Genomic DNA, 15,186 nt, shown 5'->3' with positions numbered 1-15,186 from the left:
GACTCAGGTCTCCTCCGCGGCCTGCTCCACGAGCGGGATGATCCGCAGCGGAACGGGGTTCTCCATGACGATCGCCGTGGAGGCCCGGACGATGCCATCAAAACCGACGACCCGGTCGATCACACGCTGGAGATCGGCGTTGGAGCGGGCCACGAGGCGGCACATCATGTCTCCGGTGCCGGTGGTCGTGTGCAGCTCCAGCACCTCCGGAACGGTCGCCAAGTGGGCCCGTACGTCCGGCCCTTGTCCCTGCCGGATCTGCAGCGTGGCGAACGCCGTGACGGGGTAGCCGAGCGCGGCCGGGTCCACCTGCGGGCCGAATCCGCGGATGACTCCGTTCGACTGAAGCCGGTCCAGCCGCGCCTGCGCGGTGCCGCGGGCCACCCCGAGCCGCCGGGACATCTCCAGCACCCCGATCCGCGGCTCGCGGGCGAGCAGCAGGATGATCCGGCCGTCCAGATGATCGATCGCCACAGCAGCCTCCCGGCATGGTCATCCTGTACAGAAAGGCGGCCGATACGGCCGTATTGCTGAACAGATTGCCCAGTCGAAATACAAACTATTGCGCACCTTGCCGAGCGGGGAGACCCTGCGGCTATGACGCAGACCACACACCACACTCCCGACACCGCCCGGCAGGCCGACCCCTTCCCGGTCAAGGGAATGGACGCGGTCGTCTTCGCCGTGGGCAACGCCAAGCAGGCCGCGCACTACTACTCCACGGCCTTCGGCATGAAGCTGGTCGCCTACTCCGGACCGGAGAACGGCAGCCGCGAGACCGCTGCGTACGTCCTGGAGAACGGCTCGGCCCGGTTCGTCTTCACCTCGGTCATCAAGCCCGCCACCGACTGGGGCCACTTCCTCGCCCAGCACGTGGCCGAGCACGGCGACGGCGTCGTCGACCTCGCCATCGAGGTCCCGGACGCCCGCGCCGCCTACGCCTACGCCCTGGAGCACGGCGCCCGCTCGGTCGCCGAGCCGTACGAGCTGAAGGACGAGCACGGCACGGTCGTCCTGGCCGCGATCGCCACGTACGGCGAGACGCGCCACACCCTCGTCGAGCGCTCCGGCTACGACGGCCCGTACCTGCCCGGCTTCGTCGCGGCCCAGCCGATGGTCGAGCCGCCCGCGCAGCGCACCTTCCAGGCGATCGACCACTGCGTCGGCAACGTCGAGCTCGGCAAGATGAACGAGTGGGTCGGCTTCTACAACAAGGTGATGGGCTTCACGAACATGAAGGAGTTCGTGGGCGACGACATCGCCACCGAGTACAGCGCGCTGATGTCGAAGGTCGTCGCCGACGGCACGCTCAAGGTCAAGTTCCCGATCAACGAGCCGGCGATCGCCAAGAAGAAGTCCCAGATCGACGAGTACCTGGAGTTCTACGGCGGCGCGGGCGTGCAGCACATCGCCCTCAACACGGGCGACATCGTGCAGACGGTCCGTACGATGCGGGCGGCCGGCGTCGAGTTCCTCAACACGCCCGACTCCTACTACGACACGCTGGGGGAGTGGGTCGGCGAGACCCGGGTCCCGATCGACACCCTGCGCGAACTGAAGATCCTCGCCGACCGCGACGAGGACGGCTACCTGCTGCAGATCTTCACCAAGCCGGTCCAGGACCGTCCGACCGTCTTCTTCGAGATCATCGAGCGCCACGGCTCGATGGGCTTCGGCAAGGGCAACTTCAAGGCCCTGTTCGAGGCGATCGAACGCGAGCAGGACCGCCGCGGCAACCTGTAGCCGCAGATGCCCCGGGTCGTGCGGGTGTCACGGGGCACCCGCACGACCCGTGCCTGCCGGATGCGGCACTGCCGCGCACCTGTCGGCGTTCGCCACGCCGGGCGTGCCGAGGCGGACCCGCTGGAGCAACCCGGCGGCGGCCCTGCCGGGTTCGGCACCGCCGCGCACCTGTCCGCCTGCGCCGGGCGCGCCCGCTGCCGATTCCGGGACCGCCGGGTCGCGTCGTCGTCGATCGCCGGCGCGGCGGGATCGAGGGGCGGCAGCCTTCGTGTCCACCGCAACGGCGTGTGGCCACGACCGCGTGCGTCCACGCCGGCGTGCGCCGCGACGGGCGGGCAACGGGGTGCGGCTACGGCGGCGCGCACCGGTGGTGCCCCGCCTACCCCACCCCGTCGTCCATCTCCGGCACCCCCGCATCCGGCGGCTGGCCCAGCTCCTCGATCGCCGCCCGGGCCGCAGGCACGTGCAGGGGCGAGAAGTGCGGGTTGATCCGCAGAGCCTCCGTGAGGTGCCGGCGGGCGGCGCCGTGGCGCTGCAGCTCCCGCTCGATCATGCCCCGGTGGTACATGTACACCGCGTCGCGCAGCCCGCCCCCGGGCTCGGGGGCCGTCGCCCGCAGCGCGAACAGCAAGGCCTGCGCGGGCTCCCCGGCTCGGTACAGCGCCCACCCCAGCGCGTCGGCGACCTCCGCGGCGGGCCGGCGCTGCCACTCCACCCGCAACCGCCGTACCGCCGCCGCCGGATCGCCGTGATCGGCCTCCAGACGCCCCAGCACCAGCCCCTCGGGCCCCGCCCGCGGCAGCGCCCCGTACCCGCTCCCGCAGCAGGCCGTACTGCGCCCGGGCCGCGTCCGGCATCCCCAGTGACTCGTACAACTCGCCCAGCTCCAGGGCGTACCGCGGGCACGGCTGCCCGGCGAGAGCCACCCGGTAGGCCTTCAGCGCCTCCGTCGTCCGGCCGAGGGCCGCCAGCGCCCGGCCCTGCCCGGCCTGCCCGGCCCGCTGCTCGGGGTCGAGGCGGACCGCCTCCCGGAAGAGCCGCAGCGCGACGTCGGGGTCCCCGCGTTCGAAGGCCAGCCGCCCGGCCTGCTCCAGATAGGCCGCCCGCTCCACCGGAGCCCGCGCACCCGCCGCCGCGTCCGCCAGCGAGGCCGCCGCGTCCTCCAGCCACCCCCGGTCCCGGTACACCGCCGCGGCCCGCGCGAGCACGGCGGGGCCGGAGCGCAACTCCGTGAGCCGGTCCAGCATCCGCTTGGCCGCCTGGTGCTCGCCGAGCCCGGTGTAGGCGTCGATGAGCAGCGGATACGTCGTCCACCGTCGCGGCTCCAGCTTCAGCGCCGCCTCGCCCCACCGGCGCGCGGCGCGGAAGTCCCGGCGGGCGTTCGCCAGCGCGGCAAGCCCTGCCACGGCCCGGGTGTTGCGCTGCGGCCGCACCGTCAGCGACGTCCGCAGCGCCTTCTCCGCACGCGGGTAGTGAGCCGGGTCGGCCAGGCGCCGCCCCCGCTCCGCGTACGCCACCCCGAGCACCGCCCAGGACGCCGCGTCCCCGGGCCGGGCCCGTACGGCCTTCTCCCGCTCGCGGATCAGCTCCGCCAGGCCGGGCAGCGCGGCCGGCACCCCGCCGCCGACCGCCGCCATGGCCAGCGCCCCCGGCGACGGGGGAGCGGGCCGGGCGGGCTCCCTCGGCAGCAGCACCAGCACCCCGCCCAGCACGGCACACCCCGCCGCGGAGGCGACCAGCACCCGGCGGCGTCGGACGCTTCTGTCCCGCCGCTCCGGTCCCTCCTGCTCGTTCTCCATGGCGCTCACTGTGCGTCAGTACGACGACCACACCCGGGCAGCCGAAGGGTCCCGCCGACGGGGTTCACACCGATGGCCCCGGGTGCGAACCTGTGATCATGAGCCGTATCGAAGCGCCCCGCTCCGACGACACCGCAGCGACCGGCGACCTCGTGGACCTGCTCCTCGGCGGCCTCCCGGCCGAAGCGGTCCTCACCGACCCCGATGTCACGGCCTCCTACGCCAACGACATGGCGAGCTTCTGCCCGGCCGGCACCCCGGCCGTGGTCGTGCTGCCGCGCACGACCGAACAGGTCCAGCACGTGATGCGCACCGCCAGTGCCCTGCGCGTCCCCGTCGTACCGCAGGGCGCCCGCACAGGGCTGTCCGGCGCCGCCAACGCCTCCGACGGCTGCATCGTGCTCTCCCTGACGAAGATGGACCGGATCCTGGAGATCAACCCGGTCGACCGCATCACCGTGTGCGAACCGGGCGTGGTCAACGCCGCCCTGTCCCGGGCCGTCGGCGAACACGGCCTGTACTACCCGCCGGACCCCTCCAGCTGGGAGATGTGCACCATCGGCGGCAACATCGGCACCGCCTCCGGCGGCCTGTGCTGCGTGAAGTACGGCGTCACCGCCGAATACGTCCTCGGACTGGACGTGGTGCTCGCCGACGGGCGGCTCATGTCCACCGGCCGCCGCACCGCCAAGGGCGTCGCCGGCTACGACCTGACCCGCCTGTTCGTCGGCTCCGAGGGCTCCCTCGGCATCGTCGTCCGGGCCGTCCTCGGGCTGCGCCCCAAGCCGCCCCAGCAGCTGGTGCTGGCCGCCGAGTTCGCCTCCGCCGCCGCGGCCTGCGACGCCGTGTGCCGCATCATGGAGGGCGGCCACGTCCCGTCACTCCTCGAACTCATGGACCGTACGACGGTCAAGGCCGTCAACGACATGGCCCAGATGGGCCTCCCCGAGAGCACCGAGGCCCTGCTCCTGGCCGCGTTCGACACCACCGCCCCGGCCGCCGACCTCGCCGCCGTCGGCGCGCTGTGCGAGGCGGCCGGTGCCACCCAGGTCGTCCCCGCCGACGACGAGGCCGAGTCCGAACTGCTGCTCCAGGCGCGGCGTCTGTCGCTCACCGCGCTGGAGGCGGTCAAGGGCGTGACGATGATCGACGACGTGTGCGTGCCGCGCTCCCGGCTCGCCGAGATGCTCGAAGGGGTGGACCGGATCGCCGAGAAGTACCAGCTCACCATCGGTGTCGTCGCCCATGCGGGCGACGGCAACACCCATCCGACGGTCTGCTTCGACCCGGCGGACCCCGACGAGTCCCGGCGCGCCCGCGAGTCCTTCGACGAGATCATGGCCCTCGGCCTGGAGCTCGGCGGCACCATCACCGGCGAACACGGCGTCGGCGTCCTGAAGAAGGAGTGGCTGGCGCGCGAGATCGGCCCCGTGGGCATGGAGATGCAGCGGGCCGTGAAGCAGGCCTTCGACCCGCTGGGCATCCTGAACCCGGGCAAGCTCTTCTGAGCCCCGGCCCCTCACTGGGCGAGCAACTGGGCCAGTTCGTCGTCAAGACCGAGCTGTTCGCCCTCCGTTCCCGGCGGCACCACCCGCAGCGTGCGCTCCAGCCAGGCCGACACCGCCGCCGCCGGAGCCTCCAGCAGGGCGTCCCCGCCGGGTGAACTCAGCGCCATCAGCATGACGCTGCGCCCCGCGGTCTTCGTCGGCCACACCCGCACGTCCCCCTGCCCGCACGGCCGGAACACGCCCTCGACCAGCAGATCCCGGGCGAACGTCCAGTACACCGGATGCTCGGTGTCGATGTGAAAGGTGACGTGGACGGCGTAGGGGTCGTCCGTGAGGTACCCGAGCCGGGCCGGCACGGGGATCCTGCGCTCCGGCGACAGGACGAGTTTCAGCTCCAGTTCCCGCTCCACCACGGTGTGCACGGCGGTCTCCCTTCTCCTGACGGCTGCCCGCGAGGGCCGGTCGGGAGGAGAGAGCGGGCGGGGGCCGTGGCATTACGCGCCTTGCCGGAAGTTTTTTTCGCAGGGGCATCCGCCGGTGCGGCGCGGTGCGTAGCACATCGGTGCTCGAAAGGGGTGGGTCCGGTGGGAGCGGCGGTGGGGCTTGCGCACGTCTGATAGATGTGGAGGCCCCCATTTGGCCCCCGAGCAGATACGGGACGACGGACATGAGCGCCCCAACCCCGGCCCCCGGTGACGACAGGCCCCGCGAAGGGTATTACCCGGACCCGTCCATTCCTGGATATGTCCGGTACTGGAACGGCGCTTCCTGGGTGCCGGGCACCAGCCGTCCGGCGCCCCGGGACGGCGAGTCGCTCGCGCCGCCGCCCGGAGCGGGGGCGGCACAGCCCGCCTCGGTCGAGGAGACCGGCCCGCACTTCTTCGACGAGGACCCGGTCGAGGAGCCGTCCGAGTCGCCGTCCGCCGCCGACGCCCAGCACGGCAGCCGTCCCGAACCCGCCTCGGCCTGGGGCGCCGACCGCTCGCGTCAGTCCGGCTTCGGCGGGGACCAGGACCGCCGTGTCTCGTGGGGCGCTCCGCAGGGGGCGCAGGGCGCCGACCCGAGGGTGTCGCCCGCAGGCCCGCGGCCCGACGGGGAGGCCGCCCGCACCGACGGCACGGCGAACGTCCCGCCGGCCGACCAGGAGGCGAACGCGGCGGCGGGAGACGGCACGTTCGTGTTCCGCCGCCCGACGGGGCAGCCCGGGGGAGGGGCCCGGGCCGATGCCCCCGACGACGGCACGATGACGTTCCGCGCGGTGTCCCCGCGCACGGGCCCGGCCGGCGGCGCTTCGAAACCGGCCGGGGGTCCGGGGGGTTCCGGTAACAGCTCCGGTAACTCCGGCGGCCCCGGCTTCGGACCGCCGGGATCGGGCGGCGGCGCGGCGGCGCCCGCCTTCGGAGGTCAGGGTGGGGCCGCGGGCTCCGGCTTCGGGCCGGCGGGGCCGGGTGGCGACTCGGCCGCTTCCGGCTCCGCGGGCCAAGGCGGTGCGTCCGGTTCCGGCTTGGGGCCGGCCGGCCAGGGCAGTGCTGCGGCGGCCTCAGGCATGGGCCCGTCGGGACCCGCGTTCGCCGGGCAGTCCGGGCCGACCGGTCCCGGGAACGATTCCGCGGGGCCCGGCTTCGGCGCGGGCAAGGCGGCCGCCGCCCGTGCCTCCGCGGCGCAGGCCGGGGCCGGCAGCGCGGCGGCCCAGGCTTCCGCGGCCGCCCCGACGGCGCTGTCCGGACCCCAGGCGGCGCCCACCGTCCCCGCGCAGTCCGGCGGGCCCGGCAGCGCCCAACCCGGCGCCGCGGCCTCCTCCGGTACGCCCCTCAGCGCGGGCCCCGGCGGCGGCCAGTCCTCCTGGGCGCAGCAGGTGCACCGGCTCGCCGGAGCCGGCGGCGGTGACGAACAGCCCGTCACGCCCTGGAAGCCGCCGGTCGAGGACGTGTTCCAGGCGGCCGCCCGGCGCCAGGCAGAGGCCCGCCCGGCCGGACTCGGCAAGCGGCTGGTGGCCCGGCTGCTGGACACCGTCGTGCTCGCCGCGCTCACCGCCGCGGCCGCCGTCCCGCTCGGCACCAAGGCGATCGACCACGTCAACGAGAAGATCGACGCGGCCAAGCTCTCCGGCGAGACCGTCACGGTCTGGCTGCTCGACGGCACCACCTCGATCTACCTCGGCATCATCCTGGCCGTACTGCTGCTCGCCGGCGTGCTCTCGGAGGTGCTGCCCACCGCCAAGTGGGGCCGCACCCTCGGCAAGAAGCTGATGGGCCTCGAAGTCCGCGACATCGAGGGCCACGACTCGCCCGGCTTCGGCGCGGCCCTGCGCCGCTGGCTGGTCTACAGCGTGCCCGGGCTCCTCGCCGTCGGGATCGTCGGCGTCGCCTGGTGCCTCTTCGACCGGCCCTGGCGACAGTGCTGGCACGACAAGGCCGCGCACACGTTCGTGGCGGGCTGACCTCCCTCGGACGGCCGTCCGCCGGATGCGGAGCCCGGGGGTTCGCGGTCGACTCGGGCCATGAGCAGCGAACCGCCCCCCGGCTCCGGTCAGCAACCCCCGGAAGACGACCCGTTCCGGAAGCGCCCCCCGAACGAGCCGCCCGGGGAGGGCACTGGCCCGCCCTACGGCAGCGAACCACCGCCGTACGGGGGCGGCGGCCCGGGCGGTCCCGGCGGTCCGGGTGACGGCTTCGGAGGCGGCCCCTACGGGGGCGATCCGTACGGCGGCGGTTCCTACCCCACCGACCCCCTCGCCGGCATGCCCCCGCTCGCCGACAGCGGCAAGCGCACGCTCGCGCGCATCCTCGACATGATCCTGGTGGGCGCCGTCGTCTGGTTGCTCACGTGGGGCTTCGACGTCAACGAGTACGACGTGGACAGCGACCGCATCGAGGTCGGCAAGTCGTTCTGGCAGTCGGGGATCGCCGCTGTCCTCTACATCGCCTACGACACCGTCCTGACCGCGAGGACCGGCCAGACCCTCGGCAAGAAGCTGCTGAACATGCGCGTGGCCAACCTGGACAACGGTGCGACGCCCTCCGTGCAGAACGCGCTGGCGCGCGCCGCGGTGCTGTGGATCCCGTTCGCCTTCTGCTGCGCGTGCGTCTGGACCGCGATCTGCGGCGGCTGGAGCTTCTTCGACCGGCCCTACAAGCAGGGCCTGCACGACAAGGCGGCCAAAACGGTCGTGGTCAGCACCGATTGAGGCGCAGAACCATCAACGGGGTGCAGCGGGCGGTCAGGAGGCCGCCCGTTCGCGTACCGGTTCCGGGGCGGGTGCCGGGACCGAGGCCCGTACCGGTTCCCGGGGCGAGGGCTGGTGCACCGCGGCAGGGCGCTTCCCGGACGCCGGCACCGTCATGGCGACCAGCAGCCCGAGGACGAGCGCCGCGACGGCGATGACCGCGATCCCCGCACCCGAACTCGTCCCAGACAGCAGCAGCATGGCGAAGGTCGAGAAGATCACGGTGCACGAACCGTAGGCGAGCTGTGCGGCAGTCGGACGGGGCATGGCCATCATGTCCTCGAGAGTGGGGGTCCACGGCGTTGTCGGCCTGGCATTGCGCCGGTTTCCGGGCGTTCTGCCATCCGACATTCTCACCGGCAGGGTGCCCGACCGGAACCGGCGGTAAGCGTGACCTAATCAACAAGGGCGGTGCACAGGGGGCGCACGGAGTCATGACGTCCACCTAGTGGACATATGCACGCGCCCGCCCGGCCGGAGGGGAGGCCCAGGGGAGCCGCTCGGGGCAACCGTTTGGTTGTCCGTAAAACGAACCTCACCTCCGCATAGTGCACTTGACTTGTGCAAGTCAAGGTCTGTCTTTTCTTCTAAACCTCTAGTCAAATGTCGTCACTTGACTACACGCGTTGATCACGCGCGCGCGGATTTCCATGACCGGGACCCTGCCTGCCGCGCGCCCGGACGCGGGGGAGGATCTCAAGTGACCAGTAGACCCTGGACGTTCAGAGCGGCCGCCATAAGCGTGGCGCTCGCGGCGGCCACCGCCACCGCCTCGACCTACGCGGTGGCCGACGACGCCCCGGCTCCCCGGCCCACCACCGTGGACCGGCACGACCCGGCGGAACGCCACCACGACGAGCACGACCTCGAAGGCCCGCTGAGCAAGACGCAGGACGCCCAGCGCCAGGAGGCCCTGAACCAGGTCCTCTCGGGCAAGAGCAAGGTCAAGAACCGCGAGGGCTCGAAGGTCGTCCAGCTCAAGAGCAAGAAGGGCGACGCCAAGTACGTCGAGCTCGGCCGCGAGAAGACCGACAAGATCTTCACGATCCTGGTCGAGTTCGGCGACCAGGTCGACAGCCGCTACGGCGGCACCCCGGGCCCGCTGCACAACGCGATACCCAAGCCCGACCGCAAGAAGGACAACTCCACGGCCTGGCGGGCCGACTACGACCGGGACTACTTCCAGGACCTGTACTTCGGTTCCGGCAAGGGCGTCGACTCCGTCAAGACGTACTACGAGAAGCAGTCCTCGGGCCGCTACTCGGTCGAGGGCGAGGTCTCCGACTGGGTCAAGGTCCCCTACAACGAGGCGCGCTACGGCAACAACGCCTGCGGCGACACCAACTGCCCGAGTGTGTGGAACGTCGTCAGCGACGGTCTGAACGCCTGGGTCTCCCAGCAGAAGGCAGCGGGGAGGACCGACGCGCAGATCAAGGCGGACGTCGCGCGCTTCGACGAGTGGGACCGCTACGACTTCGACGGCGACGGCGACTTCAACGAGCCCGACGGCTACATCGACCACTTCCAGATCGTGCACGCGGGCGAGGACGAGTCCGCGGGCGGCGGCGCCCAGGGCACCGACGCGATCTGGGCGCACCGCTGGTACGCCTTCGGCACCGACGCCGGCGCCACCGGCCCCGAGAACAACAAGCTCGGCGGCGCGAAGATCGGCGACACCGGCATCTGGGTCGGCGACTACACCGTCCAGCCGGAGAACGGCGGACTCGGCGTCTACGCCCACGAGTACGGCCACGACCTCGGCCTGCCCGACCACTACGACACCGCGGGCGGCGAGAACTCCACCGGCTTCTGGACGCTGATGTCGTCCGGTTCCTGGCTCGGCAAGGGCAAGAACGAGATCGGTGACCTGCCCGGCGACATGACCGCCTGGGACAAGATGCAGCTCGGCTGGCTGAACTACGACAAGGCCAAGGCCGGCGTCAACTCCTGGCACAAGCTGGGCGTGGCGGAGTACAACACCAAGCACAAGCAGGCCCTGGTCGTCGACCTGCCCAAGAAGGCGGTCACCACCGAGATCGTCACCCCCGCCGAGGGCAAGACCCAGTGGTGGAGCGGCAGCGGTGACAACCTCAAGAACACCCTGACGCGGTCGGTCGACCTCACCGGCAAGTCCAAGGCCCAGCTCGGCCTCGACGGCTGGTACGAGATCGAGGCCAACTACGACTACCTCTACACCGAGGTCTCGACCGACGGCGGCGCCAACTGGACCGCCCTCGACGGCACGGTGGACGGCCAGCCGATCCCGCGCGACGGCAGCGACAAGCCGGCTCTGACCGGCACCATCGACGGCTACAAGAAGCTCGCCTTCTCGCTGGACGCCTACGCCGGCAAGAAGATCGACCTGCGCTTCCGCTACCAGACCGACGGCGGCGTGGCCCAGAAGGGCTTCGCGGCCGACGCGATCACGGTGACCGCCGACGGCGCCCCCGTCTTCTCCGACAACGCCGAGAGCGCGGACGCCGCGTGGAAGGCCACCGGCTTCTCCCGCATCGGCGCGTCCTTCACCAAGGACTACGCGCAGTACTACATCGCCGAGAACCGGCAGTACGTGTCGTACGACAAGACCCTCAAGGTCGGCCCGTACAACTTCGGCTTCACGGCGCGCCCGGACTGGGTGGAGCACTACGCGTACCAGAACGGCCTGCTGATCTGGAAGTGGGACACCTCCCAGGCGGACAACAACACCAGCCAGCACAAGGGCACCGGTCTGGTCCTGCCGATCGACTCGCACCCGGACGCGCTGAAGTGGGCCGACGGCATGCTGATGCGCAACCGCATCCAGGCCTACGACTCGCCGTTCAGCCTCTACCGCACCGACGGCATGACGCTGCACAAGGCGGACGTGGCGAAGTACATCCCGGGCTCGAAGGGCGTCTCGGTCTTCAACGACCGGAAGAACGACTACTACGACGAGTCGAACCCGACCGCGGGTGTCAAGATCACTGACACCAACACGAAGATCAAGATCCTCAAGGAAGCCAAGGACGGCTCGACGATCGAGCTGGAGGTCGGCGCCGCGGGTAGGTAATCCGCATCCTTGCAGGTCAGAGCATGATCGGCGGTGACCCCCTGGCGGGTCACCGCCGATCCGTGTTTAGGTGCGTCCTGTGGCTCTCTTATTGACACCGACCGACACGGGGGGATGAGCGCATGGCCGCAGGAGGCTTCTGCAAGCTGCCGAACGGAACGGTGGTGGTGGCACTGAATCTGCCCAGCCCCGCCGTCGACGGCCCCGGCGCCGTCCGTGTCCTCGTCCACTCCGTGAACCGTGCGCGGGCCCTGACCAGGCTCCGCAACCTCGGTCTGCGGTCGGTCTACCTGCGCGGCAACGCCGCCCCGCCGACCCCTGACGAGATCACGGCGGTCCTGCACCACCCCGACGGGCTGATATGGCGCACGGCCCCCGACAACGGTGTCGCGTCGAGCCCGGACCTGGTCCAGGAACTGTGGCGTCCGATCAGAGCGCTCCTGAGGCGCCCGACGGCCCAGACCTGAGCCCGGGAGCCCGCCGGAGCCGCGGGGCTACTGCACGACCGGCTTGCCCGACAGCTCCACGCCCGCCTGGCGCAGCTCCTCCAGGGCCCGCTCGGTGCTCTCCTGGGCCACCCCGGCCGTCAGGTCCAGCAGGACCTGCGTACGGAAACCCTCCCGGGCGGCGTCGAGGGCCGTGGCGCGAACGCAGTGGTCGGTGGCGATGCCGACCACGTCGACCTCGGTGACCTCGCGCGAGCGCAGCCAGTCGGCCAGGGGCGTGCCGTTCTCGTCCGTGCCCTCGAAACCGCTGTACGCCGCCGAATACGCCCCCTTGTCGAACACCGCGTCGATCGAGCCGGAGGCGACGGCGGGGGCGAAGTTCGGGTGGAAGCCGACCCCCTCGGTACCGGCGACGCAGTGCGCGGGCCAGGAGCGGGCGTAGTCCGGGTTCGCGGAGAAGTGGCCGCCGGGGGCGATGTGGTGGTCGCGGGTGGCCACGACGTGCTGGTAGCCGGACCCGGCCGCCTGCCCGATCAGCTCCGTGACGGCGGCGGCCACATCGGCCCCGCCGGCCACCGCGAGGCTGCCCCCCTCACAGAAGTCGTTCTGCACATCGACGACGATCAAGGCGCGGCGCATGGTCGGTGTCCTTCGGCTATGAGGTCGGCAAGCCCGGCCGGTGAACCACCGAGCCTATTGACAGACGGGAGCGGACGGGAGGGGGTACGGGTCGGCGTCACGGCACACCCCCTAGCTACCCGAGGTCTCGTGCAGGTACTCCGTGGGCAGGACGGGCTCCCCGCGCGAGAGCTGCGTGGCCGACATCGGGAGAGCCGCGCGCGCCCTCGTGTGCCGCTCGCGCGCCGCGTCCAGCGGCTCGCGCGCCACCACCTCGCCGCCCTTGACCAGCTCCACCAGCAACTGCCGGTCCGCGAGCCCGGCCGGCACCGGCCCGGTGCCGATCACCTCGGCCTCGGCGACCCCGTAGGAGTCCAGCCGCCGCGCGGCCCACTTGCGTCCCCCGATCGACGTCTTGCCGCTGCTGGACTTCTTCGCCACCGGCACCAGCGGCGCCTTCGGGCCCGCGGACTCGGCCCGCGCGACCAGCTTGTAGACCATCGAGGAGGTGGGGTGGCCGGAGCCGGTCACCAGCTGCGTCCCGACGCCGTAGGCGTCCACCGGGGCCGCCGCCAGGGAGGCGATCGCGTACTCGTCCAGGTCCGACGTCACCACGATCTTCGTACCGGTCGCGCCCAGCTCGTCGAGCTGCTGCCGCACCCGGTGCGCCACCAGCAGCAGGTCGCCGGAGTCGATGCGGACCGCGCCCAGCTCGGTCCCGGCGACCTCGACGGCCGTGCGGACCGCCTCGGCGACGTCGTAGGTGTCCACCAGCAGGGTGGTGCCCCGGCCCAGCGTGTTCACCTGGGCCTGGAAGGCGTCCCGCTCGCTGTCGTGCAGCAGGGTGAAGGCGTGCGCGGAGGTGCCGACCGTGGGGATCCCGTAGCGGAACCCGGCGGCCAGGTCGGAGGTGGTCGCGAAGCCGCCGACGTACGCGGCCCGGGAGGCCGCCACCGCCGCCAGCTCGTGCGTGCGCCGGGCGCCCATCTCGATCAGCGGCCGGTCTCCCGCGGCCGCCGACATCCGCGAGGCCGCGGCGGCGATCGCCGAGTCGTGGTTGAGGATCGACAGGATCACGGTCTCCAGCAGCACGCACTCGGCGAAGGTGCCCTCGACCCGCATGATCGGCGAGCCCGGGAAGTACACCTCGCCCTCGGGGTAGCCCCAGATGTCGCCGCGGAACCGGTAGCCGGCGAGCCAGTCCAGGGTCTCCTCGTCGACGATCTCCCGCTCCCGCAGGAAGTTCAGCACGGCCGTGTCGAAGCGGAAGTTCTCCACCGCGTCCAGCACCCGGCCGGTGCCGCCCACGACGCCGTAGCGGCGCCCGTTCGGCAGCCGCCGGGTGAAGACCTCGAACACGCTTCGCCGCTCGGCCGTGCCCGCCGTGAGGGCGGCCCGCAGCATCGTCAGCTCGTACTGGTCCGTGAAGAGCGCCGTCGAGGGAACATCCACCGGCAGCCCAAGGTCCGCTGTGTTCATGGTGGCGAGCGTACCCCCATTTCGTCAATCTGACGATTGCAGTCCCGGGAGATGCGATCGCCTTGCGGCCAGGCCCGTTTGTGCGACCACCCCCCTCGGGTGGCAGCATGGGCAGTGTGACGTCACCCGCGCCCCTGGAGATCGAACGCACCGAGTCGGCGGAGGAGGTCTTCGCCGTACCCGAGCCGGACGTCCCGTGGGTCACCATCGTCCACAACGACCCGGTCAACCTCATGAGCTACGTGACGTACGTCTTCCAGTCGTACTTCGGCTACTCCAAGCACAAGGCCACCAAGCTCATGCTCGACGTCCACCACAAGGGCCGGGCGGTCGTCTCCAGCGGCAGCCGCGAGGAGATGGAACGCGACGTGCAGGCCATGCACGGCTACGGCCTGTGGGCCACCCTCCAGCAGGACCGCAAGTAGCCAGCACCCCGCCCAGCAGCGAAAAGGCGTTCATGCCCGGAACCTTCGAACCGCTCCCCGGCGGCGGCGCGGCCGTCGCCCTCGACGACGTCGAGATCTCCATCATCCGGTCGCTGGCCGTCCAGCTCCTGGAGCTCATCGGCCCCGGCCCCGCCGAGGACAGCGGCGACCCGCTCGCCGATCTGTTCGCCGAAGGACCCAGCGAGCCGCCCACCGACCCGGTCCTGAGGCGGCTCTTCCCCGACGCCTACAGCGACCCCGAGCAGCCGGCCTCGCCGCGGGACGCCGAGGAGCAGAAGGCGTACTCCGCGGAGTTCCGGCGCTACACCGAGAACGACCTGCGGGCCGGGAAGCGGGACAACGCGCTCGCGATCATCCGCTCCCTCGACGCGCTCGCCTCGGCCTCGGCCTCGGCCGGCGAGGGCGGCGCGGTGCTGAAGCTGTCGCCAGCGGAGTCCCAGCAGTGGCTGGGCGCCCTGAACGACCTGCGGCTCGCGATCGGCTCGCGGCTGGAGATCACCGACGACGAGGACACCGACCTCCTCTACCGCCTCCCGGACGAGGACCCGCGCAAGCCGATGGTGATGGCCTACCTGTGGCTGGGTGGACTCCAGGAGACGCTGGTCGGAACCCTTATGGCCTGATCAGTGCAGGTTTTGTGACCGTCGGGTGACCGAAGGGTGTTCGCTCAGAGGACACTCAAATCCGGATAACGATCCCGTCACCGCACCCGCCTTCTATGGCCCCCTCGAAAGCGTTTTGTCCGCTTTTCCCTGTGCGGTGCGCCACATCCCACCCCTGTGATCAATGTTGCGGCCGTGATAAATCTTCACGACCGCCCGGCAGAACACCACCCGAATGTTCGGCCGGGTGCGCCACCGAGCCGGCAACCG

At 71.6% G+C, this 15,186-nt stretch carries 13 protein-coding genes and 1 pseudogene; 8 read left to right on the top strand and 6 right to left on the bottom strand.

The window, feature by feature from the left end; translation table 11 throughout:
* Window positions 1-3 precede the first annotated feature (3 nt).
* Window positions 4-474, bottom strand: a complete 471-nt coding sequence (locus tag HNR57_RS09130) for an Lrp/AsnC family transcriptional regulator (RefSeq protein ID WP_184558654.1) — start codon at window positions 472-474, stop codon at window positions 4-6.
* 123 nt (window positions 475-597) lie between these two features.
* Between HNR57_RS09130 and hppD the strand changes: the two genes are divergently transcribed.
* Window positions 598-1,743, top strand: a complete 1,146-nt coding sequence (gene hppD / locus HNR57_RS09125; RefSeq protein WP_184558652.1) for a 4-hydroxyphenylpyruvate dioxygenase — start codon at window positions 598-600, stop codon at window positions 1,741-1,743.
* 379 nt (window positions 1,744-2,122) lie between these two features.
* Here hppD and HNR57_RS09120 read toward each other — a convergent pair.
* Window positions 2,123-3,542: pseudogene (locus HNR57_RS09120) on the bottom strand (tetratricopeptide repeat protein).
* Between the two features lie 92 nt (window positions 3,543-3,634).
* On the opposite strand from HNR57_RS09120, the gene HNR57_RS09115 reads away from it, so the two are divergent.
* The gene (locus HNR57_RS09115) at window positions 3,635-5,050 is read left to right on the top strand and encodes an FAD-binding oxidoreductase (RefSeq protein ID WP_184558650.1); all 1,416 of its coding nucleotides are present in this window, start codon (window positions 3,635-3,637) and stop codon (window positions 5,048-5,050) included.
* 11 nt (window positions 5,051-5,061) lie between these two features.
* Here HNR57_RS09115 and HNR57_RS09110 read toward each other — a convergent pair whose 3' ends face one another.
* The gene (locus tag HNR57_RS09110; RefSeq protein WP_184558648.1) at window positions 5,062-5,472 is read right to left on the bottom strand and encodes an SsgA family sporulation/cell division regulator; all 411 of its coding nucleotides are present in this window, start codon (window positions 5,470-5,472) and stop codon (window positions 5,062-5,064) included.
* Window positions 5,473-5,717: 245 nt separating this feature from the next.
* On the opposite strand from HNR57_RS09110, the gene HNR57_RS09105 reads away from it, so the two are divergent.
* Together HNR57_RS09105 and HNR57_RS09100 are read left to right on the top strand one after the other, a co-directional pair.
* Window positions 5,718-7,490, top strand: coding sequence for an RDD family protein (locus HNR57_RS09105; RefSeq protein ID WP_184558646.1), 1,773 nt, complete (start codon window positions 5,718-5,720; stop codon window positions 7,488-7,490).
* Between the two features lie 60 nt (window positions 7,491-7,550).
* The gene (locus tag HNR57_RS09100; RefSeq protein WP_184558644.1) at window positions 7,551-8,237 is read left to right on the top strand and encodes an RDD family protein; all 687 of its coding nucleotides are present in this window, start codon (window positions 7,551-7,553) and stop codon (window positions 8,235-8,237) included.
* Between the two features lie 33 nt (window positions 8,238-8,270).
* Here HNR57_RS09100 and HNR57_RS09095 read toward each other — a convergent pair whose 3' ends face one another.
* On the bottom strand, window positions 8,271-8,549 hold the full coding sequence (locus HNR57_RS09095; RefSeq protein WP_376772210.1) for a hypothetical protein: 279 nt from the start codon (window positions 8,547-8,549) through the stop codon (window positions 8,271-8,273).
* A gap of 427 nt (window positions 8,550-8,976) precedes the next feature.
* Between HNR57_RS09095 and HNR57_RS09090 the strand changes: the two genes are divergently transcribed.
* Window positions 8,977-11,325 carry an immune inhibitor A domain-containing protein gene (locus HNR57_RS09090; protein ID WP_184558640.1) on the top strand — a complete coding sequence of 783 codons (2,349 nt, stop codon included), beginning with the start codon at window positions 8,977-8,979 and terminating at the stop codon, window positions 11,323-11,325.
* A 122-nt stretch (window positions 11,326-11,447) separates the two neighbouring features.
* Window positions 11,448-11,792 (top strand): hypothetical protein, encoded by a 345-nt coding sequence (locus tag HNR57_RS09085; RefSeq protein WP_184558638.1) that lies wholly within the window; start codon window positions 11,448-11,450, stop codon window positions 11,790-11,792.
* 27 nt (window positions 11,793-11,819) lie between these two features.
* On the opposite strand, the gene HNR57_RS09080 is transcribed toward HNR57_RS09085, so the two are convergent.
* Window positions 11,820-12,410, bottom strand: coding sequence for an isochorismatase family protein (locus tag HNR57_RS09080; RefSeq protein ID WP_184558636.1), 591 nt, complete (start codon window positions 12,408-12,410; stop codon window positions 11,820-11,822).
* A 111-nt stretch (window positions 12,411-12,521) separates the two neighbouring features.
* Window positions 12,522-13,868: a nicotinate phosphoribosyltransferase gene (locus tag HNR57_RS09075; RefSeq protein WP_184558634.1), complete on the bottom strand. Its 1,347-nt coding sequence runs from the start codon at window positions 13,866-13,868 to the stop codon at window positions 12,522-12,524.
* A 107-nt stretch (window positions 13,869-13,975) separates the two neighbouring features.
* On the opposite strand from HNR57_RS09075, the gene clpS reads away from it, so the two are divergent.
* Both clpS and HNR57_RS09065 read left to right on the top strand, forming a co-directional pair.
* Entirely contained in the window at window positions 13,976-14,293 is a 318-nt protein-coding gene (clpS, locus tag HNR57_RS09070; RefSeq protein ID WP_184558632.1) for an ATP-dependent Clp protease adapter ClpS, read from the top strand.
* 32 nt (window positions 14,294-14,325) lie between these two features.
* Entirely contained in the window at window positions 14,326-14,937 is a 612-nt protein-coding gene (locus HNR57_RS09065; RefSeq protein WP_184558629.1) for a DUF2017 domain-containing protein, read from the top strand.
* The last annotated feature ends 249 nt before the right edge of the window (window positions 14,938-15,186 follow it).

The organism is Streptomyces paradoxus, assembly GCF_014202475.1.
Lineage (GTDB): Bacteria > Actinomycetota > Actinomycetes > Streptomycetales > Streptomycetaceae > Streptomyces > Streptomyces paradoxus.
This window is presented reverse-complemented; position numbering and strand designations above follow the sequence as displayed.

Bases quoted from the DNA above. Each gene is read 5' to 3' on its own strand.
- hppD (WP_184558652.1), top strand. From the start codon at position 598: ATGACGCAGACCACACACCACACTCCCGACACCGCCCGGCAGGCCGAC.
- HNR57_RS09105 (WP_184558646.1), top strand. From the start codon at position 5,718: ATGAGCGCCCCAACCCCGGCCCCCGGTGACGACAGGCCCCGCGAAGGG.
- HNR57_RS09100 (WP_184558644.1), top strand. From the start codon at position 7,551: ATGAGCAGCGAACCGCCCCCCGGCTCCGGTCAGCAACCCCCGGAAGAC.
- HNR57_RS09095 (WP_376772210.1), bottom strand. From the start codon at position 8,549: ATGGCCATGCCCCGTCCGACTGCCGCACAGCTCGCCTACGGTTCGTGC.
- HNR57_RS09085 (WP_184558638.1), top strand. From the start codon at position 11,448: ATGGCCGCAGGAGGCTTCTGCAAGCTGCCGAACGGAACGGTGGTGGTG.
- HNR57_RS09080 (WP_184558636.1), bottom strand. From the start codon at position 12,410: ATGCGCCGCGCCTTGATCGTCGTCGATGTGCAGAACGACTTCTGTGAG.
- HNR57_RS09075 (WP_184558634.1), bottom strand. From the start codon at position 13,868: ATGAACACAGCGGACCTTGGGCTGCCGGTGGATGTTCCCTCGACGGCG.
- clpS (WP_184558632.1), top strand. From the start codon at position 13,976: ATGGGCAGTGTGACGTCACCCGCGCCCCTGGAGATCGAACGCACCGAG.
- HNR57_RS09065 (WP_184558629.1), top strand. From the start codon at position 14,326: ATGCCCGGAACCTTCGAACCGCTCCCCGGCGGCGGCGCGGCCGTCGCC.